Raw genomic sequence first — 21,018 nt, 5'->3', positions numbered from 1 at the left:
GTGAGCGAGCAGACGGCCGCCATCGCCGCCGCGCGGGCTGCGCTCGACGCCGGCCGTCCGGGCTTCATCTGGCGCCGCCGCGTCGCCGACACCGAGACGCCCGTGGCCGCCGCGCTGCGCCTGATCGAGCCGGGGCGCGGCGACTATCTGCTCGAATCGGTCGAGGGCGGCGCGACCCGCGGCCGCTACAGCCTGATCGGCTTGGCTCCCGATCTCGTGTTCCGCGCGTACGGTGACGCGGCCGAGGTCAATCGCCACTGGGCAACCGATCGCACGGCCTTCGAGCCCTCGGCGTCTACGACGCTGGCGGCGCTCCGCGCGCTGATCGAGGAATGCCGCGGCGAGGTCCCGGCCGGACTGCCGCCGGCGCTCGCCTGTCTGGTCGGCTATTTCGGCTACGAGACGATCGGCCTGGTCGAGCGGCTGCCGCAACAGGCGGCCGATCCGCTCGGTCTGCCCGACATGCTGTTCGTGCGGCCGACGATTATCCTCGTCTTCGACCGGCTGGCCGATACGCTCTTCTTCGTCGCACCCCTGTGGCCGGGTCAGGGTGACAGCGAGACGATGATCGCAGCGGCGCAGGACAGGCTCGACGATATTGAGGCAAGGCTGGCCCATACGCCCCTACCCGCCCCGGTCCGCGACGAGCTTCCCGAACCGGCCTATACGCCGGCGATCCCACCCGCGCAGTACGAACAGATGGTGTTGCGGGCGCAGGACTATATCCGTGCCGGCGACATCTTCCAGGTCGTGCTGGCGCAACGCTTCTCCGCCCCTTTCGAATTACCCCCGTTCGAATTGTACCGCAGTCTGCGGCGGATCAATCCGTCGCCCTTTCTCTACCATCTCGACCTGCCCGGCTTTGCCCTGATCGGCTCCAGCCCCGAAATTCTTGTCCGCGTCCGCGACGGCGAGGTGACGATCCGTCCGATCGCCGGCACCCGCCCGCGCGGCCGCACCGGCGCGGAGGACGAGGCGAACCGCCAGAGCCTGCTCGCCGATCCGAAGGAACGCGCCGAGCATCTCATGCTGCTCGACCTCGGCCGCAACGATGTCGGCCGCAGCGCGGCGCCGGGCACCGTCCAAGTGACGGCGAGTTACGGCATCGAATTGTACAGCCATGTCATGCACATCGTCTCGAACGTCGTCGGCCGGCTGCATCCGGACCGCGATTCGATCGACGCGCTGTTCGCGGGCTTCCCGGCCGGCACCGTATCGGGTGCACCGAAGGTCCGCGCCTGCCAGATCATCGCCGAGCTCGAGCCCGAACGGCGCGGCGCCTATGCCGGCGGCGTCGGCTATTTTTCACCCGATGGGTCGATGGACTCCTGCATCGTGCTACGCACGGCGGTGGTCAAGGACGGCATGATCCACGCTCAGGCCGGCGCCGGCATCGTCGCGGACAGCGTGCCCGAATCGGAGCAGCGCGAATGTGAGGCCAAGGCGGGTGCCATTCTCGCCGCCGCCCGCGAGGCGGTCCGCCGCGCAGGCGAAAGCGGCTTCGGGCAGTGACGGACCGAGGCGGTCAGGCAGAGCCGTCCAATCAGGGCGCCACTTCGCCCGCGCGCCGTGCCTTCTCCTCCGCCAGCCACTGACGGTTGGTCGCAAGCGCACAGCCGCTCTGGCCGCCGGTGCCGACGACCGAGCAGGTGTCGGGCAGGCCCCCGGCGACGCGACTCACCTGATCCATCGTCTGGGTGCGGTTGACCCAGCTCTGATTCTGCGCGGGGATCGGTCCGCTGTCGCGGAATTCCTTAGGAATGCGATAGGGTTGATCGAGCGTCGAGCAGACGACGATCTCGGTGCTGCTGCTGCGCGGGCAGCGCTCGCCCTGGCGCAGCGTCACGCTGCGCACGCGCTGCGGCGGCTGACCGCTCTCGGCCTGCTCCGCGGAGCCAGGGGAACTGGCGGTCTGGGCTTCCGCGACGGCAGGCATGGCGATCAGCGCGGCGATCAGCAACGGGCGGAACATCAATCGTCTCCTTTGCGCAAACCAACGTCCGGCACGGCTGTTCGGCTCCCGGCGCGTCGCGCTTCCTTACGAGGGTACAGATTGCCGCAGGATTGCCGCGATGCAACACCGTTGCACGGGGCGAGGCATCGGCTATGGCGGGGCGATGATCCTCGTCGTCGACAATTACGACAGCTTTACCTGGAACCTCGTCCATTATCTGATGGAGTTGGGCGCCGAGGTCGAGGTGGTGCGCAACGATGCCATGTCCGCCGGCCAGGCCTTGAGCTCGGGTGCGCAGGCCTTCCTGATCTCGCCGGGACCGTGCACGCCGAACGAGGCCGGGGTCAGCCTTGACCTCGTCGCTGCCTGCGCGGAGGCGAAGAGGCCGCTGCTCGGCGTCTGCCTGGGCCATCAGGCGATCGGCCAGCATTTCGGCGGCCGCGTCGAGCGAGGCGGCCTGATGCACGGCAAGACGTCGCCTGTGCTGCATGACGGCACCGGCCTGTTCGAGGGACTACCCTCGCCCTTCACCGCGACGCGGTATCACAGTCTGATCGTCAACGACGTGGCCGCTCCCTTGGTCGTCAACGCCCGTGCCGACGACGGCCATGTGATGGGCTTCCGCCATGAAGAGCTGCCGATCCATGGGGTCCAGTTTCATCCGGAAAGCATCGCCACCGAACATGGCCATGCGATGCTTGCCAATTTCCTGAAGAGCGCCGGCATCGCGACCAAGGCAACGGCATGACCACCGTTGCACCGTTGCCCGATCCGTCGACGCCACTGTCGCACGAAAGTGCGCGCCAGGCGTTCGCCGATATCCTCGACGGCCATGCCGATGACGAGGCGATCGGCACCTTCCTGCTCGCCCTGTCTGATCGCGAGGAGACCAGTCTCGAGATCGCCGAGGCGGCACGCGCGCTGCGCGCCCGGATGATCCCGATCGCTGCCCCCGCCGGCGCGATCGACGTCTGCGGCACCGGCGGCGACGGCCACCACACGCTCAACGTCTCCACCGCGGTCGCACTGGTTGTGGCGGCGTGCGGCGTACCGGTCGCCAAACATGGCAACCGCGCCGCCTCCTCCAAGGCAGGGGCGGCCGACACGCTCGAGGCTTTGGGCCTCGACCTCGACGTCGCCGGCGCAAGCGCGGAGGGCAGCCTCGCCGACCTCGGCATCGCCTTCCTGTTTGCCGCCAATCACCACCCGGCGATGAAGCGGATTGCGCCGATCCGGCGGCGGATCGGCAAGCGGACGATCTTCAATCTGATGGGTCCGCTCGCCAATCCGGCCCGCGTCACCCGCCAGCTGCTCGGCATCGCGCGACCCGATTACGCCGGCCTGTATGCAGAGGCGCTCGACCAGCTCGGCACCGAGGCGGCGGCGGTGATCGCCGGCGAGGAGGGGCTGGACGAATTGTCGACCGCGGGCCCCAGCCTCGCCGTCTCGATCGGCACCGCGAAACTGCCGCAGCGCATCGTGCCCGAAGACGCCGGTCTGCCGCGCCACCCGCTCGCGGCGCTGCGTGGCGGCGATCCCAGCTACAATGCCGCCGCGCTGCGCCGCCTGCTTGACGGCGAGGCGGGGGCCTATCGCGACGCGGTGCTGCTCAACGCCGCCGCGGCGCTGATCGTCGCCGGGCATAGCGACGATCTTGCCACAGGTGCGCGCGCAGCCGCCCAACTTCTTGACGACGGCGGCGCTTCAGCGCTGCTCGACCGCTGGATCGCCTACCGATGACCACCATCCTGTCCCGCATCATCGAAACCAAGCGCGCCGAAGTCGCCGCACGCAAGGCGACGATCAGCCTCGCCGATCTGGAAGCCCGGATCGCCGCCGTGTCGCGCCCGCGCGGCTTCCGCGCCGCGCTCGACGCCACGCCCGGCCATGCCCTGATCACCGAGATCAAGAAGGCCAGTCCGTCGAAGGGACTGATCCGTGCCGATTTCGATCCCGCCGCCCATGCCCGCGCCTATGCCGCCGGCGGCGCGGCCTGCCTGTCCGTGCTGACCGACGAGCAGTGGTTCCAGGGGTGCGACGACGATCTGATCGCGGCGCGTGCCGCCTGCGACCTGCCGGTGATCCGCAAGGACTTCATGGTCGACCCGTGGCAGGCGACCGAATCGCGGTCGATCGGCGCCGATGCGATCCTGATCATCGTCTCCGCCCTCGACGACACGCAAATGGCCGAGATCGAGGCGAGCGCGATGGACTGCGGCATGGACGTGCTGGTCGAGGTCCATGACGACGCGGAGTTCGATCGCGCGCTGAAGCTGAAATCGCGGCTGATCGGCGTCAACAACCGCAACCTGCACGACTTCACCGTCGACTTCACGCGGACCTTCGCGCTGGTCGATCGCGCACCCAAGGATTGCACCTTCGTCGCAGAGAGCGGCCTGTCGGGCCGTGCCGATCTCGACGCGCTGGCGGCGCGTGGCGTGCATTGCTTCCTGATCGGCGAATCACTGATGCGGCAGGACGATCTGACCGCCGCGGTGCAGGCGCTGGTGGCGTGAGCCGCCTCACCCACCTCGACGCGAGCGGCGCCGCGCATATGGTCGATGTCGGCGGCAAGACGCCGACCCAGCGTGATGCGACCGCCAGCGGCCGCATCCGGATCGCCGCCGACGCACTCGCCGCGATTCGTGACGGGCTGGCCAAGAAGGGCGACGTGATCGCCGTCGCGCGCATTGCCGGCATCATGGCGGCGAAGAAGACCGCGGAGCTGATCCCGCTCTGTCACCCCCTGCCCCTTACCAAGGTCACGCTCGATCTGGAGATTGGCGACGACGGCATCACCGCCACCGCGACCGCCGCGACCGACGGCAAGACCGGGGTCGAGATGGAGGCGCTGACCGCCGTCTCGACGGCATTGCTCACCGTCTATGACATGGCCAAGGCGATGGATCGCGGCATGACGATCGAGAATATTCGCCTGCTCGCAAAATCGGGCGGTGCCTCGGGCGACTGGCACGCCGCATGAGCCTGTTGCCGATCGCGGAGGCGCAGGCGCGGCTGTTCGCTTTGGCTGCGCCGGTGGCGACCGAGAGGGTCGGCTTGGCCGCGGCACATGGCCGCTGGGCGGCGGACGATGTCCTGGCACGGCGGACGCAACCGGCAAGCGACCTGTCGGCGATGGACGGCTATGCAATCCGCCATGCCGACCTTCCCGGCCCCTGGACGCTGATCGGCGAGAGCGCCGCCGGGCGCCCGTTCGCCGCATCCGTCGCACCCGGCGAGACGGTGCGTATCTTCACGGGCGCGACCATGCCGGCCGGTGCCGATACGGTGATAGTGCAGGAGGAGGTCGCAGCCGATGGCGTGGCGGTCCGACTGACCGGCGAAGGCCCCGGCACATTGGGCCGCAACGTCCGCCGCCGCGGCCTCGACTTCGACGCGGGCGACGTGCTGATTCCCGCCGGCGAGCGGATCACCCCGGCGCGTCTCGCCGTCGCGGCGACCGGCGGTCTCGGCACGATCCCCGTCCGCCGCCGCATCCGCGTCGCGCTCTGCGCCACCGGTGACGAACTGGTCGAGCCAGGCAGCGCCGGTTGTGACGCCCTGCCGGAGTCCAACCGCGCGATGCTGGCGGCGATGCTCGCCGACCTGCCGATCGACATCGTTGACCTCGGCATCCTGCCCGACGATCTCGTCACCTTGCGCGATGCCTTCGCCGGCGTCGACGCCGACCTGATCGTCACCACCGGCGGCGCGTCGGTCGGCGACCACGACCTCGTCCGGCCGGCGCTGGAGGCCGCCGGCGGCGCGATCGATTTCTGGCGCATCGCGTTGCGGCCGGGCAAGCCGATGATGGCCGGCCGGATCGGCGCGGCGCTGGTGCTCGGCCTGCCGGGCAATCCAGTCTCGGCCTTCGTCACCGCGACGCTGTTCGTGCGGCCGGTGATCGCGCATCTCGCCGGCGCCCGGAACCCGCTGCCGCGCACGACCAGCACGATCCTCGGCGAAAGTCTGCCGGCGAACGGCGGCCGCACCGACTATCTGCGCGCCGAACTTCGCGAAGGCCGCGCATATGCGTCGACCATACAGGACAGTTCGATGCTGTTGACGTTGGCGCGGTCGCATTGCTTGATCGTCCGCCCCGCCGGCGCCCCGGCCGCGCAGACGGGCGACTCGGCAGAAATCCTCATGATCGCTTGACGAGCGCCGGTCCGTTCCCTAGAAGTTCCGCGTCTGTTCTGACGGGAAGGACCGCCCAATGCTCACGCGCAAGCAGCACGAGCTCGTCTGCTTCATCAACGATCGGCTGGAGGAAACCGGCATTTCCCCGTCGTTCGAGGAAATGAAGGAAGCGCTCGACCTCAAGTCCAAATCCGGTGTGCACCGGTTGATCAGCGCGCTGGAAGAACGACATTTCATCCGCCGTCTGCCCAATCGGGCGCGGGCGCTGGAGGTGCTCCGCATGCCGGAGCGGCCCGAGCGCAAGGCAGCGCCTGCGGCGGCCGCATCCGTGCCTGCCCCTGCCCCTGCGGCACGCGGCAACGTGCGCCCGGCACCGCAGCCGGCGAACGACGTGGTCGAGATCCCGCTGCATGGCCGGATCGCGGCCGGCGTGCCGATCGAGGCGTTCGAGGGCAGTTCGATGCTCGCGGTACCCGCCGCGCTGCTCGGCTCAGGCGAGCATTATGCGCTCGAAGTGTCCGGCGATTCGATGGTCGAGGCGGGCATTCTCGACGGCGACTATGCGCTGATCCGCCGGACCGAAACCGCTCGCGATGGCGAGATCGTCGTCGCGCTGATCGAGGAGAGCGAGGCGACGCTCAAATACTTCCGCCGGGAAGGTGCGATGATCCGCCTCGATCCGGCCAACCGGGCGTACGAACCGCAGCGCTACACGCCGGACATCGTGCGGGTGCAGGGCAAGCTGTCGGGCATCCTGCGGCGTTACGATTGAGATTCCCGCGTCCGTCTGGGAGGCAGTGACAAGCAAACGGCTGGAATGTCCCAGTTTGGGACAGACGCTAGGTCGCATTCCCCGCCATTGGTGGGGCTTGTTTCGGTCGTACGATGCCACCGATCGACGGCCGATGGGCTTTGCAATGGCAGACGCGGCGTCCGGGTCGGTCAGCGCCTGTGACGTGGGGACAGCCCGGATCCACAGGTGTGCAATCGTGTAGCGAGGCCAAAGTCGCGGCGTGGGCCTCCGTCAGTAGCCGGTGGGTTTCTCGGGTCTCGGCTCGTCAGCGTAACGCGTTCGTCGGCGACGACGTCTTGTCATGGCAATAGGTCACGCGGGTAACGGCAGCCGCCACCGTGACATCGCGTCGCGATGTTCCGGCCGCTCCAGTCCGGTCGATACAGCACCACTGCGGCCGGGCGTGCGACGGGCGGATGCAGCCAAGGGTGGGCGTCGCCGGATTGGCGCACGGTGACGACCCGGCGCGTGGCGAGGGTCACCGCCACCCCGCCCGTCTCCGCCAGCACCGACCCATCGAGCTTCAGCCAGCGGGGCGTGCAACCACGCGGCAGCCGCCGTTCGCTGATCACGATATCCGCCTGCCGACATGCCGCGATCAGCGTCGGCCAGGGCAGCGGATAGGGGCTCCGTGTCGCCAGCACCCTCCACCGGCGCCCGTCGCGGTCTAGCACCACGGTGCAGGCATCGCGCGAGCATCTGGCCGCAGGGCTGTCCGCGAGGAAGGCCGGCTCTCCGTCGACACCGCCCGTCTCGCTCAACATCGCCCGTGTATAATCGCCGGCGCGGTCGCGCAGGATCGACAGGCCGTCACGGGTGCGCGCCGCCAGATGCCGGCCATCGCCTGTCACCAGCAGATCGGGCGGCGGGCTGATCAGGATCCAGCCGCAACCCAGGACGAGCGGCAGCATACCCAACCAGCGCGGCGGAGTCCGCCACAAAGCAAGCCACAGCCCGCCGAGCACGCACAAGGCGAAGGCGCCGGTCGGCACCGTCGCGATTGCGGTGGCGGAGCCCGGCAGCGCTGCGACGCGATGCGCCAGCCAGAGCAGGAAGCGCAGCGACCCATCGGCGAGCCACCACACAGGTCCGCCGAGCCCGGCGAGATCGCAGAGCAGCGCCAGCGCCTCGAGCGGCATGACGACGAAGGTGGTCAGCGGGATGGCGACGAGATTGGCGATGGCGCCGTACAGGCCGGCCTTGTGGAAATGGTAGACGGCGATCGGTAGCAACGCCGCCTCGACGACGAACCCGGTCAGCAGCAAAGAGGCGAGCGATCGTGCCAGCTGGCGCCAGCGCGGTTCGTCGCGCGCCAGAAAGGCGGCGGCGATACGCGGATGCTCGTGCAGCGCGACGATCGCGCCGATCGCGGCGAAAGACAGCTGGAAACTCGGTCCGACCAGCGCCTCCGGCCAGATCAGCAGGACCGCGCCGGCGCCGGCCGCGACCAAGCGCAGCGTCATCGCCTGCCGCCCCAAAGCGAGCGCGCCGATCACGAGCAGCGACGCAACGCAGGACCGGATCGTCGGCACCTGGCTGCCGGTCAGCAGGGTATAGCCGATCGCCGCCGTGGCGCCTGCCGCTGCGGCAACCAGCGGCAGGCCGACGCGCAGCGCCAGCCACGGCCAGAGCGCGAGCAGCCGCATCACCAGCAGCATCGTCGCGGCCACCGCCGCGGTGATGTGCAGGCCGCTGACCGACAGCAGATGCGCCAGCCCCGCCCGCCGCATGGCATCCGAATCGTCTTGCGTGATCGCACCCTCGTCGCCGGTCGCCAGTGCCGCGGCGATGCCGCCGCGACTGCCCTCCAGCCGATCGGTGATGTGCCGGGTGAGCATCGCCCGCCACGACCCGCCGCCGTCGCCGCCGCGCTGCGCGACCGACCCGAAGGCCCGGCCGGTGCCGCCGATGCCGGCGAACCAGGCGACCCGCGCGAAATCATAGGCGCCGGGCACGGCAGCGGAGGGCGGCGGCATCAGCCGCGCGGTCAGCGTCACCGTCGCGCTGGCCGCTGCGCCCTGTGGCAGCGCGGCTGCATCGACATTGACCCGCAGTCGCTTCGGCAGGCCGCTGGCCGGAAAAGGCGAGACGGTCAGCCGGACGAGGCCCCGCGCCGGCAGCGGCTCGACCTGTTCGATCGTCCCGGTCACGCGCACCACCGCCGGCCGCGCGAGGACGGGCGCGGCGACCCGCTCGGCCCGCCACCAGGCAAGGCCGAGGCCGAGCATGGCCACCGCCGCGCCGATGCCGATCGCCCGGCTCGCCCGATCGCCGCGGCCGGCGGTGAGCGCCGCCAGCGCGATGGCGGCGAGCGCGCTAAGGGTGGCGAGCCAGTGCCGCGGGTCGGGCAGGACGAACCAGGCGGCGATGCCGCCGCCGAGCGCGACCGGCAGCCATAGGGGCAATTGGTCGCGTTCTGCCTCCAGCCACCGCTCGATCCGCGGGCCTATCGCCGCGTCGGCGACGGGTGGCGGGATTTGAAGGCGCGGAAGGCGCGTGCTAGGGGCCGCCCCGGCTGTGACAGCCATCATCTCGAACCGTAAGGAGCAGGCGCGGTTGGGCGCATCATCGGATCACGACGCGAACGGCATTTCCGAAGCGACGGGCAAGGCCGTCGTCACCCGTTTCGCGCCCTCGCCGACCGGCTATCTGCACCTGGGCGGCGCGCGCACCGCGCTGTTCAACTGGCTGTTCGCACGCCATCACGGCGGCACCTTCCTGCTGCGCATCGAGGATACCGACCGCGTCCGTTCGACCCAGCCGGCGATCGACGCGATTCTCGCCGGTCTGACCTGGCTCGGCATCGACTGGGACGGCGACGCCGTCTTTCAATTCGCGCGGGCGGATCGCCATGCGGAGGTGGCGCATCAGATGGTGGCGAGCGGCAATGCCTATCGCTGCTACATGACGCAGGCGGAGATCGCCGCGCAGCGCGAGGCGGCGCAGGCCGAGAAGCGGCCGCTGCGGATCCGCTCGCCATGGCGCGACCGGACCGATTATCCGGAGGGCGAGCCCTATGTGGTCCGGCTGCGTGCCCCGCGCGAGGGCGCGACGACGATCGAGGATCGCGTCCAGGGATCGGTGACGGTGCAGAACGCCGAGCTCGACGATCTCATCCTCCTGCGTTCGGATGGTACACCGACTTATATGCTGGCCGTGGTCGTCGACGATCATGACATGGGCGTGACGCACGTCATCCGCGGCGACGATCACCTCAACAACGCCTTCCGTCAGCTGCCGATTTATCGCGCGATGGGTTGGCCGGAGCCGGTCTACGCCCACATTCCGCTGATCCACGGCACCGACGGCGCCAAGCTGTCGAAGCGGCACGGTGCGGTCGGCATCGAGGCCTATCGCGACGAACTGGGCATCCTGCCCGAGGCGTTCGACAATTATCTGCTGCGCCTGGGCTGGGGACATGGCGACGACGAGATCATCAGCCGCGAACAGGCAGTGGCCTGGTTCGACCTCGACGGCGTCGGCAAGAGCCCGTCCCGCTTCGACCTCAAGAAGCTCGAGAACCTCAACGGCCATTATATCCGGGCGGCCGACGATGCGCGGCTCGCCGCCTTGGTCGCCGGCATCGGCGGCTATGGCGAGGCGGCGGTACCGCTGCTGACGCAGGCGATGCCGTTCCTGAAGGCACGGGCCGCCAATCTCAACGAGCTCGCGGAGGGCGCACGGTTCCTCTTCGCGCACCGGCCGCTCGACCTGGATCAGGCCGCGGCGGACCTGCTCGGCGGTACCGCGCCGCAACTGCTTGCGCAGCTGCACACGGCGCTTGACGCAGTGCAGCAGTGGGATCAGGACACGACCGAAGCAGCGGTACGGCAGGTGGCGGACGGCCAGGGCGTCAAGCTCGGCCAGGTCGCCCAGCCGCTTCGCGCCGCTCTCACCGGGCGTAAAACCTCGCCCGGCATCTTCGACGTGCTCGCGCTTCTCGGCAAGGAGGAAAGCCTCGGCCGGATCGCGGACCGGATGACAGTCTGATTAGGAAGGACACTGACATGACCGACAACGCGACAGTCGCCCTGGAGGGCAAGCAGTTCGAATACCCGGTCATGTCGGGTTCGGTCGGCCCGGACGTGGTCGACATCCGCAAATTCTACGCGCAGACCGGCGCCTTCACCTATGATCCCGGCTTCACCTCGACCGCGTCGTGCCGCTCGGCGCTGACCTATATCGACGGCGACGAGGGCGTGCTGCTGCACCGCGGCTATCCGATCGGCGAGCTGGCCGAACAGTCGAGCTTCATGGAGGTCGCCTACCTCCTGCTCAACGGCGAGCTGCCGTCGGGCGAGGAACTCGACACCTTCACCGGCACGATCACCCGCCACACGATGGTGCACGAGCAGCTGGCCGCCTTCTTCCGCGGCTTCCGTCGCGACGCGCACCCGATGGCGATCATGTGCGGCGTGGTCGGCGCGCTGTCGGCCTTCTACCATGATTCGACCGACATCCACGATCCGGTGCAGCGCACCATCGCCTCGCACCGGCTGATCGCGAAGATCCCGACGATCGCTGCGATGGCGCACAAGTACAGCGTCGGCCAGCCGTTCCTCTATCCGGACAATTCGCTGAGCTACACCGGCAATTTCCTGCGCATGACGTTCGGCGTGCCGGCCGAGCCCTATGAGGTGAACCCGGCGGTCGAGAAGGCGATGGACCGAATCTTCATCCTCCATGCCGATCACGAGCAGAACGCCTCGACCTCGACCGTCCGCCTTGCCGGTTCGTCGGGCGCCAATCCGTTCGCGTGCATCGCGGCGGGCATCGCCTGCCTGTGGGGTCCGGCGCATGGCGGCGCCAACGAGGCGGCGCTCAACATGCTGCGCGAGATCGGCACGCCCGAGCGCATCCCCGAGTTCATCGCCCGCGCCAAGGACAAGAACGATCCGTTCCGCCTGATGGGCTTCGGTCACCGCGTCTACAAGAACTACGATCCGCGCGCGACCGTGATGCAGAAGACCGTGCGCGAGGTGTTCGACGCGCTCAAGGTCAACGACCCGCTGTTCGAGACCGCGCTGCGGCTCGAGGAACTGGCGCTCAGCGACGATTATTTCATCGAGAAGAAGCTGTTCCCGAACGTCGACTTCTACTCGGGCGTGATCCTGTCGGCGATCGGCTTCCCGACGGAGATGTTCACCGTGCTGTTCGCCCTCGCCCGCACCGTCGGCTGGGTGGCGCAGTGGAACGAGATGATCACCGATCCGGATCAGAAGATCGGCCGCCCGCGTCAGCTCTACACCGGCCCGACGCAGCGCAGCTACGTCCCGCTGGCGCAGCGCTGATGCGCCGTCTCCGGCCGATCCTGGTGGCGGTGGGCGTGCTGCTGGCGCTCACCGGTGCGCTGTGGATCGGCCAGGGACTGGGGTACATTCACTGGCCGCAGTCGAGCTTCATGCTCGACCAGCGGATCTGGGCCGACCGTGGCAGCGCCGTCACGGTCCTGGGCTTGTTACTGATCTTGGTCGCCCGCCGCCTGCCGCGGCGTTGAGCGGCGATCAGGCCGGCAGGGTCAGGGTGAAGGTCGCACCCTCGCCCGGCTCGCTCGCCACCGTCAGGTCGCCGCCCATCGCCCGCGCCAGCCGCCGCGCGATATAGAGGCCGAGGCCGTTGCCGCCCGGCTCGCTGGGGTCGACCCGCTCGAACTTTTCGAAGATGCGCGCCTGATCGTCGCCCGCGATGCCCTTGCCCTGATCCGCGACCACCGCTTCGGCCATTGTGCCGACCCGCGCGGCGGTGACCGTGACGACTCCGCCCGGCGGCGAATAGCGGACGGCATTGCCGATCAGATTGACCAGGATCTGCAAGGCACGGCGAAAATCGCCCAGCGCCGGCACCGACGCCTCCGCCAGCGGCCGGGCGATCGCGACATCGGCATTGGCTGCCTTGACCGACAGCAGCCCCGCGGCGCGGCGCGCGACGTCGGCCATGTCGATCGGCTCCGTGGTGAGCGCAAAATCCGGCCGCTCGACCGCGGCGAGATCGACCAGATCGTCGACCAAGCCAAGCAGATGCCGGCCGGCATTGGCGATGTCCGAGGCATAATCGGCATAGTCCGCCTGGATCGGGCCTTCCGCCTGCGCATGAATCGTGTCGGCATGGGCGATGATCTTCGCCAGCGGGCTGCGCAACGCGCGGTCGAGGCCGCGGGTGAAGCCGGGCGTCAAGGACGGGCGCGCTGCCGTCGGTGCGGTGATGACGGGGCGCGCCACGCCGATCAGCCCGGCCATGCCGCCGGCGGCGTCCCGGCGTATGGTGGCGCTGAGCAGCATTGCGACATCGCCCTGGCGCAGCCGGGCCGGCTGCACCCCGTCCCAGCGGCGGCGGGCGACCGCATCGAGGATCGGCATCGCGCCGTCGCGATCCGCGTCGAGCGCGAACATCGCGGTCAGCGGCTGTCCGAGCAAGGCCTGCGGGTCGACGCCGTAGCGGGCCGCGCCGTCATGCGCGACGAAGGTGAGGTGCAGGCCGCCGTCGGTTTCCCAGGCGAGATCATCGGCGCCGGCCACGGGCACCGCCTCCGCCGTCGCCGGAATGGCCCCGGGGCGCTCCTGCCAGCCGGTGGTGACGAGGCGCAACTGGTCGACCGTCGGCTCGGCCCGGACCGAGAGGATCAGGTCGGCCTCCGGATCGGCGACGGTGACCTGCCGCGTCACCGGCACGCCGAGCCGCTGCGCCAGCCGTGCCACCGCCGCAATCGGGGCGATGGCGAGCGGCATGCCGATCTCGCCCCCCGCCGCCGCGTTCAGCGTCAGCAGCGCCGGATCGGCGGCGAGCAGCCGGCCGTCGCGGTCGAGCGTGCCCTGAACGACGATCGGGTCGCGCATGGTGCCCGGTCTCATCGCGCGCCCTCCCGCGCCAGGGCATCGATCGCCACGCGCAATTCGGCATGCAACGTCAGCGGCGCCAGCGCTGCGCGGGCGCTCTCCACCGGTACGGCGACGATCGCGTCGAGCGCATCCGCGAACGCCTCGATGTCGCGGCGAGGATCGGCATCCGCCAGCGCCAGCGCGATGCGGGCGATCGTCGCCCGATCGAGGTCGATCGCGCGCAGCGCCAGCCACAGGCGATCCCCCTCCGGTTCTACCACGATCTGCCGCGTGGCGACGAAATCGAGCCGGGTCGCGCGGGCGAGCACGGCGATGAAGAGGAGCAGGCGCCGATCGCCGAGCGTATCGACCAGCAAGGGGCCAAGTTCGTCGGGCCGCGCGTCGATCGCCATCGCCAGCCGCATCGCCGCCGCTTCCGGCCGCTGCGTCTCGTCATGCGCCGCGAGATTGCGCTGCGCGGCCTCGACCACCGCCTGATCGAGGGCAGCATCGTCCGCTTGTGCCTCGCGCACTGCGGCAGCGACCCACCAGACCAATTGCCGATGCAGCGCCGCCGGCAGCGTGCCGTGCAGCACCCGCTCCTGCTCGACCGCCGCACGGCGCTGCGCCTCGGCGGCCAATAGCGCGCGGGCGGCGGTCGCGACGACGCCATCGTCGACTTGGGCAAGACGGATCAGCAGACTCGGCTGATCCGGCCCACCGACCTGGGGCACCAGCGCCTCGGCGATCTGATCGCAGCGCACCTGGCCGAGCAATTCATCGATCAGCGCACGGTCGCGCAATAAGCCGGCGCGCGACAGGCGACGCAGCACATCCGCCGCCGCCGGCATCGTTGCGCCGCGCGGGGCCAGCAGCCGCGCCGCGTGGTGGCGGATGTCCGTTTCGATCGCCCGGACCGCACCGGCCAGCGTCTGGCCGAGCGCCAGCCGCGTCCGCTCGTCGAGCCTGGCGTCGTCGGGCAGGAAGAAATCGACGATCGTCGCGCCCAGCCGCCCGTCCGCCTGCGCCGCCAGGCGGCGCGCGGCAGCAAGGCGCGCATCCGGCGTGGGGCTGTGCGGGGGATCCGGCTCGACCGTCATGGTTCTGGCGCCTAGCCGCTATGTCGTTAAGAGCGAGCTAAGGCTGGCGCCGCAGGCGTTCGATCGCGGCCGCCGCGGTGGCGCCGGCATAGAGCGTCGCCGCGGTGAGGCCCAATGTCGGCGCGGCGACGATCGCCCCGGCCAGCAACACGACCAGATAGGCGGGCGCGCTGCCCCACCAGCTCGGCCGCGTCGCGGGGCCGATCGCGCGCTCGCCGAGCGCCGCGACGAGCAGCAGCGCAAAAGCCAGGGCCAGCGTCGCGCCCTCCGCGCTGCGCCGCATCTCGGCATCGCCGTAGAGCAGCGCGGTCAGTGCCGGCAGCACGAGCGCCGCCGCGGCCAGACCGCGCGCCATGCCGGCGTCGTCGCGCAGATCGGCGAGCACGCTCGCCAGTGCCACGCCGATCCCGCCGAGCACAGCGAGACCCAAGCCGATGACCGGATGACCGAACCAGATCGACGCCAGCGCGATCAGGCCGAGCGCGCCGCCACCAGCGGCAACACCCAAGGCCGGGATGCTGCGCGGCACCAGCACGGGAATCAGCGCACGGGCGATCGGGGCGACGACGAAGCGGTCGAACCAACCGCTGCGCCCCGCCACCATCGCCGACAGGACCGCACGCCCCCGCGCCTCCAACGCTGCGCCGCCATGACCGATCGCATGACCGGCGCGCATCGCGGGCTGCGGCAGCAGCAGGTTGACCGCCCCCGCCTGCGCCGCCAGCCGGACCAGCGTCGACGGCACGTCATAGTCGCGCGGCAAGGCGGCAAGTTCGGCAACCCGCCGAGCCTCCAGCCGCGCGATGCCCGCCCAGACCATGCCGCCGCCGACGCGTTCATAGCCCGGCGGCGCCGCATCCTCCGGCACGACGAGCAGCGCGTCGCTGCCCGGCTGGGCGAAGGCGCCGATCATCTCCTCGGTGGTCGTCAGGCCGTCGGCAAGCATCACGACATGTGCCAGGGGATGCAGCTTCTCGGCGGCTTCGGCGGCGGTGCGGACGGTGTCGACCGCGATCCCGCGGCGACCGATGCGGTTGATCGCGCCGAGCAGTTCCGGGGTCAGTCGGGCAACGACGATGACCAGTTGCGACGCACCCGCGGCGACGAGCAACCGCGCCTGATATTCGATCAGCGTCACCCCGCCGAACGGCAGGGTCGCCGTCAGCATCGTCGGCCGGTCGTCCGCATCGTGCAGGGCAAAGAGAAGGCCGGCGAGCATCCGGCCGCTGTTATGCGCTGGCGTTCCCGCTGGCTAGGGTCGTGCGCGTGCTTTTTGCTGCGATCAGAGGCGCGCGACGGTGCGCTTCAGCTTGGCCAGCGTCGGCGCATCGTGCGGCAGGGTCGCCGCCCGGTTGGCCATCGCCATCAGGCGCACCGCGCCGAAGCTCGCCGCCAGACCGGTCAACCGCGCCGCGGCATCGCGCCATTCGGCATCGCTCTGTGCCTGCTCCAGCGCCTGGACCGCGCTGTCGGCGCTTTCGACGAAGGCGACGCGCAGTTCCGCGATCAGCGCGGGCGCATCGCCCACCGCCGCGGTGAGGGTCGCATCGATCGCTCCGGGGTCATAGGCCATGAACCGACCCTAGCGGGGCACCGCTTAACGCTTCGTTGCGGTTTCGCTTTGTCGACGGAGCAAAGCTGGCTAAGTTCCCCGCCACTATCAGGGGGTGTTCATGATCGTCGACATGCGGGCGAAGGCCGGCAGCACCAACCGCTATGACGAGGGCGCCGCCATGGCTCATGATACGCTCGACCTGTCTGACAATGCCGCCTGGACATTGCCGGTGGGGGCGGAGCCGACCCCACGACGCTGGATTCTGCCCGCCGGTGCGACCGTGCTCAGCCTGGTGTGGCTCGGTGCGATGCTGTGGCTGGTCCGCGACGATCTTGGCCTTTTGCAGCCGGTGGCGCTGGTCCAGTTGATCGCCGCGCTGGCCAGCGTGCCGGCGCTGATCGGCATCGTCTGCCTGCTCGCGCTGCGCACTAGCCGCGCCGAGGCGCGCCGGTTCGGCGACACCGCCCGGGCGATGCGAGCGGAGGCGGAAAGCCTGGAGCGCACGGTGGGCGTGCTATCGCGCTCGCTCGACGTCAATCGTCAGATGCTCGCCGAACAGATCACCACGCTGAGCACGATGGGCGATGCCGCCACCCAGCGGCTGGCGGCGATCGGGCGGGGCATTGGCGATGAGATCCAGCAGGCGGAAGCGCATGCCCGCTCCCTGTCCGACGCCGCGACGACGACGCAGGCGAACGTCGGGGTGCTGCTCGCCTCGCTACCCCGCGCCCAGTCGGAAATCCTGGAGGCCGGGCGCCTGCTCGAAGCGAGCGGCCTGACCGCCGGTGCGCATGCCGCCGCGCTGGAAGGCCATCTTGCCGCGCTGGTCGATCGCGGGCGCGAAGCCGATCTGATCGCCGGCGGCGCGGCACAGCGGCTCGCCGCGCATCTCGCCCGGATGGAGGCGACCAGCGAGACCGCGGGCGCCCGCCTCGAGGCGGTGACGAGTGAAATGTCGGGCGAGGTCGACGCCCTGCTCGGGCGCACCGCCGACGCGGTCGACGAGGCGCGCAAGGGCATCGCTGCGCAGGGCGAGGCGATGCTGGCGATGCTCCACGCCAATCAGGCCGCACTCGACCGCGCCGCGCGCGACAGCGCCGACGCGCTCGGCGAGCGGATCGCCGCGGTCGAGGATGTAATCGACCGCGTCGTCGCCCGGCTCGACCAGCATCGCACCGCCAGCGACGACATGCTCGTGGTCATCGACGCGGAGGTCGATCGCGTCGAGCAGCGGCTGGACGCGCTGCACGGCCAGGGGGTCGAGCGGACGCAGATGCTCGCCGCCTCGATCAGCGCGCTGGGCGGATCGGCGGATGCTATGACCGAGGCGCTGCGCACCGGCGAGGCGATGGCGACCAAGACCATCGGCACCACCGAATCGCTGCTGATCGCGCTGGACGCCGCGGCGCGCGAGATCGACGAAACCCTGCCAGAGGCGCTGACCCGGCTCGATGGCAAGATCACCGCGAGCAAGCAGGTCGTCGTCGCCGCCAAGCCGGAACTGCTTGCGCTCGTCACCGCCGCGGAAAGCACGCATGACGCGATCGAGGCGATCGCCGGCGTCATCGCCGATCAGCGCCGCACGCTCGACCAGCTGTCGCAAGGGTTGCTGCAGACGCTCAACGAAGGCCGCGACAAGGCCGACGCGCTCGGCACGATGGTCGACGAGACGATCGAGCGGACGCACCGTTTCGCGGAAGAAGCGGCGCCGCGGCTGGTCGATGCCCTGTTGCGGGTGCGCGACACGGCGGCGACCGCGGCGGACCGTGCGCGCGATACGCTCGCCTCCGTCATCCCCGAGGCGGCCGACGCGCTCGAACAGGCCAGCGCCGACGCGATGCGTCGCGCCACCAGCGACACCGTGGAGCGGCAGGTGCGTGCGATCGCCGACGCCACCGACAGCGCGGTCGATGCAGCGACCCGCGCCACCGAACGGCTTGCCGCGCAGGTGCAGACGATCCTCGACAGCACCGCGCTGGTCGAGACGCGGATCGAAGACGCACGCCAGGACCGCGAGGAGGCCGAGCGCAACAGCTTCGCGCGACGCGCCTCGCTGCTGATCGAGTCGCTTAATTCGGCGGCGATCGACGTGACCAAGGCGTTCGCACCCGATGTCAGCGACAGTGCCTGGGCCGCCTATCTGAAGGGCGATCGCGGCGTGTTCACCCGCCGCGCCGTGCGCATCCTCGAACCCGGCGACGCGCGCGAGATCGCGCGCCTCTACGACGACGATGCCAGCTTCCGCGAGGCGGTGAACCGGTACATCCATGATTTCGAAAGCATGCTGCGCACGATCCTGGCGCAGCGCGACGGGTCGCCGCTCGGCGTCACGCTGCTGTCGTCGGACATGGGCAAGCTGTATGTCGCCCTCGCCCAGGCGATCGAGCGGTTGCGCTGACCGGGCCGCCCCGGGCCAGGCCGGGGTTCGGGCGATCTGCCGCCGGTAGGCTCAGAACAGCGGCGGCAGCCCGTGGCAATGCGGCTGCCGCTCCAATTCGTCGATCGCAGTGGCGATCTGCGCCGCGATCAGCGCCATGCCGGCATCGTCCATCAATCCCAGCGCACGGTGGAGCAGGTCGAGCGTGTTGAGGCAGGTCTGGTTCACGGCGAGCGATACTCCGAACGGTGGCTGCCGCTAGCGCCGGGACGACACTGCCGGCAAGCGCCAATCCGGAAAATATCCGTTACCGAATAGGTGGTTAAGCGGCGTTGAGATAGACCTCGTCGGGATTGAACAGGTCGAGCATCCGCGGCGTGATCCAGCCGAATTCGTAATTGGCGACGAACAGCAGGAACAGGATCGTCGCGACGATCGTCACCCGGACGACCAGCCGGCCGAGGTGGAATTCATGCGGCGCGCTTTCCGCCTGGCCGGGGACGTGCTCGCCCCCCGCCTCTCTTGTCGTCCGCACGCCCCAGGGCAGCACCAGGAAGACGGAGAACGCCCAGAACAGGACGTAGATCGCGAGCATCGACGTCCAGCGCACGGCGTTCCTCCGGTCAGGCCTGGACGATCAGCACGTCGACGATCGGCTTCTTGCCGGTCCAGCGCGTCGCGACGCGGCGTACCGCCAGGCGGATGTCCTCGCGCCGCTTCTCGATCTCGCGCTTGCCGCCGTTCAGCGCTTCCTCCGCAGCGGCCGCCGCATCCTCGACGAAGGCGACGCGGTCCTCCTCGACCGGCACGCCCTGCACGCGTACCTGCGGCCGGCCGATGCCGCGGCCCTGGCGATCGATCGCGACGGCGACGGAAATCTGGCCGTTGATCGCCAGCTTGCGCCGCTCGTTGATCGTCGATCCGTCGGCGGGCAGGATCACGTCGCCGTCGAGCACCAGGCGCCCGACGCCGGCATGGCCAAGCTTCTGCGGCGCGCCGGGCAGCAGGCGGACGATGTCGCCGTCGCTCTGCACGATCGCTTGGCTGACGCCCTGCGACTGCGCGTAGCGGGCATGCTCCATCATATGGCGCATCTCGCCATGGACCGGCACCAACGTCGTCGGGCGGATCCAGCCGTACATCTGCGCCAGTTCCGGGCGCCCCGGGTGACCGGAGACGTGGACATGCGCCTGCCGCTCGGTGACCATCCGCACGCCCTTGGCGGCGAGCGTGTTCTGGATCTTGCCGATCGCAATCTCGTTGCCGGGGATCTGCTTGGACGAGAAGATGACGGTGTCGCCCTCGTCGAGCTTGATTGTGTGGCTGCCGTCGGCGACGCGGGCCAGCGCCGCGCGCGGCTCACCCTGGCCTCCGGTGGCGACGATCAGAACCTTGTTCTTGGGCAGTCGCATCGCCGTCTCGGGATCGACCGTCTCCGGAAAGTCCTTCAGATAGCCGCAGGCGCGCGCGACCTTCAAAATCCGGTCGAGCGAGCGGCCGGTGACGCACAATTTGCGCCCCGTCTCGCGCGCGACCTCGCCCAGCGTGTGCAGGCGCGCGGCGTTGGAGGCGAAGGTGGTGACCAGCACGCGGCCGGGCGCCTTGGCGATCGTTTCCGCCAGCCCGCGGCGCACCGACGATTCCGAGCCGGAGGCGGTATCGTTGAACACGTTGGTCGAATCGCACACCAGCACGTCGACGCCCTCGTCGCCGATCGCGCTCAGCGCCTCGCCGCTGGTCGGCCGGCCGATCACCGGATTGGGATCGAGCTTCCAATCGCCGGTGTGGAAGACGCGGCCGGCCGCCGTCTCGATCACCAGCGCGTTGGGCTCGGGGATCGAGTGCGACAGCTCGACGAAGCGGACGTTGAAGGGGCCGATCTGCTCCGACCCGCCCGGCTGCACCATGCGCAGCTTGACGCGATTGGCATTGCCCTCCTCTTCCAGCTTGCCGCGGATCAGCCCGGCGGTGAACGGCGTCGCATAGAGCGGCACGCCGAGATCCTCGGCCAGATAGGGCAAGGCGCCGATATGATCCTCGTGCCCGTGGGTCAGCACGATGCCGACCAGATCGTCGAGGCGGTCCTCGATGAAGGCGAGGTCGGGCAGCACGATGTCGATGCCAGGATAGGCGGCATCGGCGAAGGTCACGCCGCAATCGACCATCAGCCACTTGCCGGCATGGCCGTAGAGGTTGACGTTCATGCCGATTTCGCCCGAGCCGCCGAGCGCGCAGAAGAGCAATTCGTTATTCTTGGGGGTCATCAATATCTTTCGGTGAATTT

Annotated in this window: 20 protein-coding genes; 11 read left to right on the top strand and 9 right to left on the bottom strand. The window is 69.8% G+C overall.

The features are described from left to right. Positions 1-1,512, top strand: coding sequence for an anthranilate synthase component I (gene trpE, locus D9601_RS04970; RefSeq protein ID WP_198352767.1), 1,512 nt, complete (start codon positions 1-3; stop codon positions 1,510-1,512). Positions 1,513-1,543: 31 nt separating this feature from the next. Here trpE and D9601_RS04965 read toward each other — a convergent pair whose 3' ends face one another. Next, entirely contained in the window at positions 1,544-1,972 is a 429-nt protein-coding gene (locus D9601_RS04965; protein WP_198352766.1) for a hypothetical protein, read from the bottom strand. A gap of 145 nt (positions 1,973-2,117) precedes the next feature. On the opposite strand from D9601_RS04965, the gene D9601_RS04960 reads away from it, so the two are divergent. Genes D9601_RS04960 through lexA form a run of 6 tightly spaced genes read left to right on the top strand, consistent with a single transcriptional unit; the run spans position 2,118 to position 6,866 of the window. Further along, complete coding sequence (locus D9601_RS04960; RefSeq protein ID WP_198353392.1) at positions 2,118-2,702, top strand: anthranilate synthase component II; 585 nt, start codon at positions 2,118-2,120, stop codon at positions 2,700-2,702. Continuing rightward, positions 2,699-3,694 carry an anthranilate phosphoribosyltransferase gene (trpD, locus tag D9601_RS04955; RefSeq protein ID WP_198352765.1) on the top strand — a complete coding sequence of 332 codons (996 nt, stop codon included), beginning with the start codon at positions 2,699-2,701 and terminating at the stop codon, positions 3,692-3,694. The genes D9601_RS04960 and trpD overlap by 4 nt, the downstream gene beginning before the upstream one ends. Then, positions 3,691-4,470 carry an indole-3-glycerol phosphate synthase TrpC gene (gene trpC, locus D9601_RS04950; protein ID WP_198352764.1) on the top strand — a complete coding sequence of 260 codons (780 nt, stop codon included), beginning with the start codon at positions 3,691-3,693 and terminating at the stop codon, positions 4,468-4,470. Before trpD ends, trpC begins: the two co-directional genes overlap by 4 nt. Next, complete coding sequence (gene moaC, locus D9601_RS04945; RefSeq protein ID WP_198352763.1) at positions 4,467-4,937, top strand: cyclic pyranopterin monophosphate synthase MoaC; 471 nt, start codon at positions 4,467-4,469, stop codon at positions 4,935-4,937. Before trpC ends, moaC begins: the two co-directional genes overlap by 4 nt. Continuing rightward, positions 4,934-6,112, top strand: a complete 1,179-nt coding sequence (locus tag D9601_RS04940) for a molybdopterin molybdotransferase MoeA (RefSeq protein WP_198352762.1) — start codon at positions 4,934-4,936, stop codon at positions 6,110-6,112. Before moaC ends, D9601_RS04940 begins: the two co-directional genes overlap by 4 nt. 58 nt (positions 6,113-6,170) lie before the next feature. Further along, positions 6,171-6,866 carry a transcriptional repressor LexA gene (gene lexA, locus D9601_RS04935; protein WP_198352761.1) on the top strand — a complete coding sequence of 232 codons (696 nt, stop codon included), beginning with the start codon at positions 6,171-6,173 and terminating at the stop codon, positions 6,864-6,866. 320 nt (positions 6,867-7,186) lie between these two features. Here the strand turns inward: lexA and D9601_RS04930 are convergent, their stop codons facing one another. After that, the gene (locus tag D9601_RS04930) at positions 7,187-9,418 is read right to left on the bottom strand and encodes a ComEC/Rec2 family competence protein (RefSeq protein ID WP_232473819.1); all 2,232 of its coding nucleotides are present in this window, start codon (positions 9,416-9,418) and stop codon (positions 7,187-7,189) included. A 25-nt stretch (positions 9,419-9,443) separates the two neighbouring features. On the opposite strand from D9601_RS04930, the gene gltX reads away from it, so the two are divergent. Genes gltX through D9601_RS04915 form a run of 3 tightly spaced genes read left to right on the top strand, consistent with a single transcriptional unit; the run spans position 9,444 to position 12,384 of the window. After that, complete coding sequence (gene gltX / locus D9601_RS04925; RefSeq protein ID WP_232473954.1) at positions 9,444-10,877, top strand: glutamate--tRNA ligase; 1,434 nt, start codon at positions 9,444-9,446, stop codon at positions 10,875-10,877. 17 nt (positions 10,878-10,894) lie between these two features. Next, entirely contained in the window at positions 10,895-12,178 is a 1,284-nt protein-coding gene (locus D9601_RS04920; RefSeq protein WP_198352759.1) for a citrate synthase, read from the top strand. Then, positions 12,178-12,384 (top strand): hypothetical protein, encoded by a 207-nt coding sequence (locus tag D9601_RS04915; protein ID WP_198352758.1) that lies wholly within the window; start codon positions 12,178-12,180, stop codon positions 12,382-12,384. Before D9601_RS04920 ends, D9601_RS04915 begins: the two co-directional genes overlap by 1 nt. A gap of 7 nt (positions 12,385-12,391) precedes the next feature. Here the strand turns inward: D9601_RS04915 and D9601_RS04910 are convergent, their stop codons facing one another. The 4 genes from D9601_RS04910 to D9601_RS04895 all read right to left on the bottom strand — a co-directional run bounded on the left by D9601_RS04910 (position 12,392) and on the right by D9601_RS04895 (position 16,375). Beyond that, positions 12,392-13,735 (bottom strand): sensor histidine kinase, encoded by a 1,344-nt coding sequence (locus D9601_RS04910; RefSeq protein ID WP_232473818.1) that lies wholly within the window; start codon positions 13,733-13,735, stop codon positions 12,392-12,394. Beyond that, on the bottom strand, positions 13,732-14,802 hold the full coding sequence (locus D9601_RS04905; protein WP_198352757.1) for a DUF2336 domain-containing protein: 1,071 nt from the start codon (positions 14,800-14,802) through the stop codon (positions 13,732-13,734). The genes D9601_RS04910 and D9601_RS04905 overlap by 4 nt, the downstream gene beginning before the upstream one ends. Before the next feature lie 37 nt (positions 14,803-14,839). Next, on the bottom strand, positions 14,840-16,021 hold the full coding sequence (locus D9601_RS04900) for a hypothetical protein (protein ID WP_198352756.1): 1,182 nt from the start codon (positions 16,019-16,021) through the stop codon (positions 14,840-14,842). 63 nt (positions 16,022-16,084) lie between these two features. Then, complete coding sequence (locus D9601_RS04895) at positions 16,085-16,375, bottom strand: Hpt domain-containing protein (RefSeq protein WP_198352755.1); 291 nt, start codon at positions 16,373-16,375, stop codon at positions 16,085-16,087. Between the two features lie 160 nt (positions 16,376-16,535). On the opposite strand from D9601_RS04895, the gene D9601_RS04890 reads away from it, so the two are divergent. After that, positions 16,536-18,755: a hypothetical protein gene (locus D9601_RS04890; protein WP_443024713.1), complete on the top strand. Its 2,220-nt coding sequence runs from the start codon at positions 16,536-16,538 to the stop codon at positions 18,753-18,755. A gap of 51 nt (positions 18,756-18,806) precedes the next feature. Here the strand turns inward: D9601_RS04890 and D9601_RS04885 are convergent, their stop codons facing one another. The 3 genes from D9601_RS04885 to D9601_RS04875 form a co-directional block, all read right to left on the bottom strand. After that, entirely contained in the window at positions 18,807-18,962 is a 156-nt protein-coding gene (locus D9601_RS04885; RefSeq protein ID WP_198353466.1) for a hypothetical protein, read from the bottom strand. Positions 18,963-19,056: 94 nt separating this feature from the next. Then, positions 19,057-19,344 (bottom strand): DUF1467 family protein, encoded by a 288-nt coding sequence (locus tag D9601_RS04880; protein ID WP_198352753.1) that lies wholly within the window; start codon positions 19,342-19,344, stop codon positions 19,057-19,059. Positions 19,345-19,357: 13 nt separating this feature from the next. Then, positions 19,358-20,998 (bottom strand): ribonuclease J, encoded by a 1,641-nt coding sequence (locus D9601_RS04875; RefSeq protein ID WP_198352752.1) that lies wholly within the window; start codon positions 20,996-20,998, stop codon positions 19,358-19,360. Positions 20,999-21,018 lie beyond the last annotated feature (20 nt).

The sequence above is a fragment of the Sphingomonas sp. MA1305 genome (assembly GCF_016107325.1).
Lineage (GTDB): Bacteria > Pseudomonadota > Alphaproteobacteria > Sphingomonadales > Sphingomonadaceae > Sphingomonas.
The sequence above is the reverse complement of the archived record's forward strand: the minus strand, read 5'-3'. Positions and strand labels throughout refer to the sequence as shown.

What these genes read in the sequence shown, in the direction of transcription:
- D9601_RS04965 (WP_198352766.1), bottom strand. Translation starts at nt 1,972, where the DNA reads ATGTTCCGCCCGTTGCTGATCGCCGCGCTGATCGCCATGCCTGCCGTC.
- D9601_RS04960 (WP_198353392.1), top strand. Translation starts at nt 2,118, where the DNA reads ATGATCCTCGTCGTCGACAATTACGACAGCTTTACCTGGAACCTCGTC.
- trpD (WP_198352765.1), top strand. Translation starts at nt 2,699, where the DNA reads ATGACCACCGTTGCACCGTTGCCCGATCCGTCGACGCCACTGTCGCAC.
- trpC (WP_198352764.1), top strand. Translation starts at nt 3,691, where the DNA reads ATGACCACCATCCTGTCCCGCATCATCGAAACCAAGCGCGCCGAAGTC.
- D9601_RS04940 (WP_198352762.1), top strand. Translation starts at nt 4,934, where the DNA reads ATGAGCCTGTTGCCGATCGCGGAGGCGCAGGCGCGGCTGTTCGCTTTG.
- lexA (WP_198352761.1), top strand. Translation starts at nt 6,171, where the DNA reads ATGCTCACGCGCAAGCAGCACGAGCTCGTCTGCTTCATCAACGATCGG.
- D9601_RS04930 (WP_232473819.1), bottom strand. Translation starts at nt 9,418, where the DNA reads ATGATGGCTGTCACAGCCGGGGCGGCCCCTAGCACGCGCCTTCCGCGC.
- D9601_RS04920 (WP_198352759.1), top strand. Translation starts at nt 10,895, where the DNA reads ATGACCGACAACGCGACAGTCGCCCTGGAGGGCAAGCAGTTCGAATAC.
- D9601_RS04915 (WP_198352758.1), top strand. Translation starts at nt 12,178, where the DNA reads ATGCGCCGTCTCCGGCCGATCCTGGTGGCGGTGGGCGTGCTGCTGGCG.
- D9601_RS04910 (WP_232473818.1), bottom strand. Translation starts at nt 13,735, where the DNA reads ATGAGACCGGGCACCATGCGCGACCCGATCGTCGTTCAGGGCACGCTC.
- D9601_RS04905 (WP_198352757.1), bottom strand. Translation starts at nt 14,802, where the DNA reads ATGACGGTCGAGCCGGATCCCCCGCACAGCCCCACGCCGGATGCGCGC.
- D9601_RS04900 (WP_198352756.1), bottom strand. Translation starts at nt 16,021, where the DNA reads ATGCTCGCCGGCCTTCTCTTTGCCCTGCACGATGCGGACGACCGGCCG.
- D9601_RS04895 (WP_198352755.1), bottom strand. Translation starts at nt 16,375, where the DNA reads ATGGCCTATGACCCCGGAGCGATCGATGCGACCCTCACCGCGGCGGTG.
- D9601_RS04890 (WP_443024713.1), top strand. Translation starts at nt 16,536, where the DNA reads ATGGCTCATGATACGCTCGACCTGTCTGACAATGCCGCCTGGACATTG.
- D9601_RS04875 (WP_198352752.1), bottom strand. Translation starts at nt 20,998, where the DNA reads ATGACCCCCAAGAATAACGAATTGCTCTTCTGCGCGCTCGGCGGCTCG.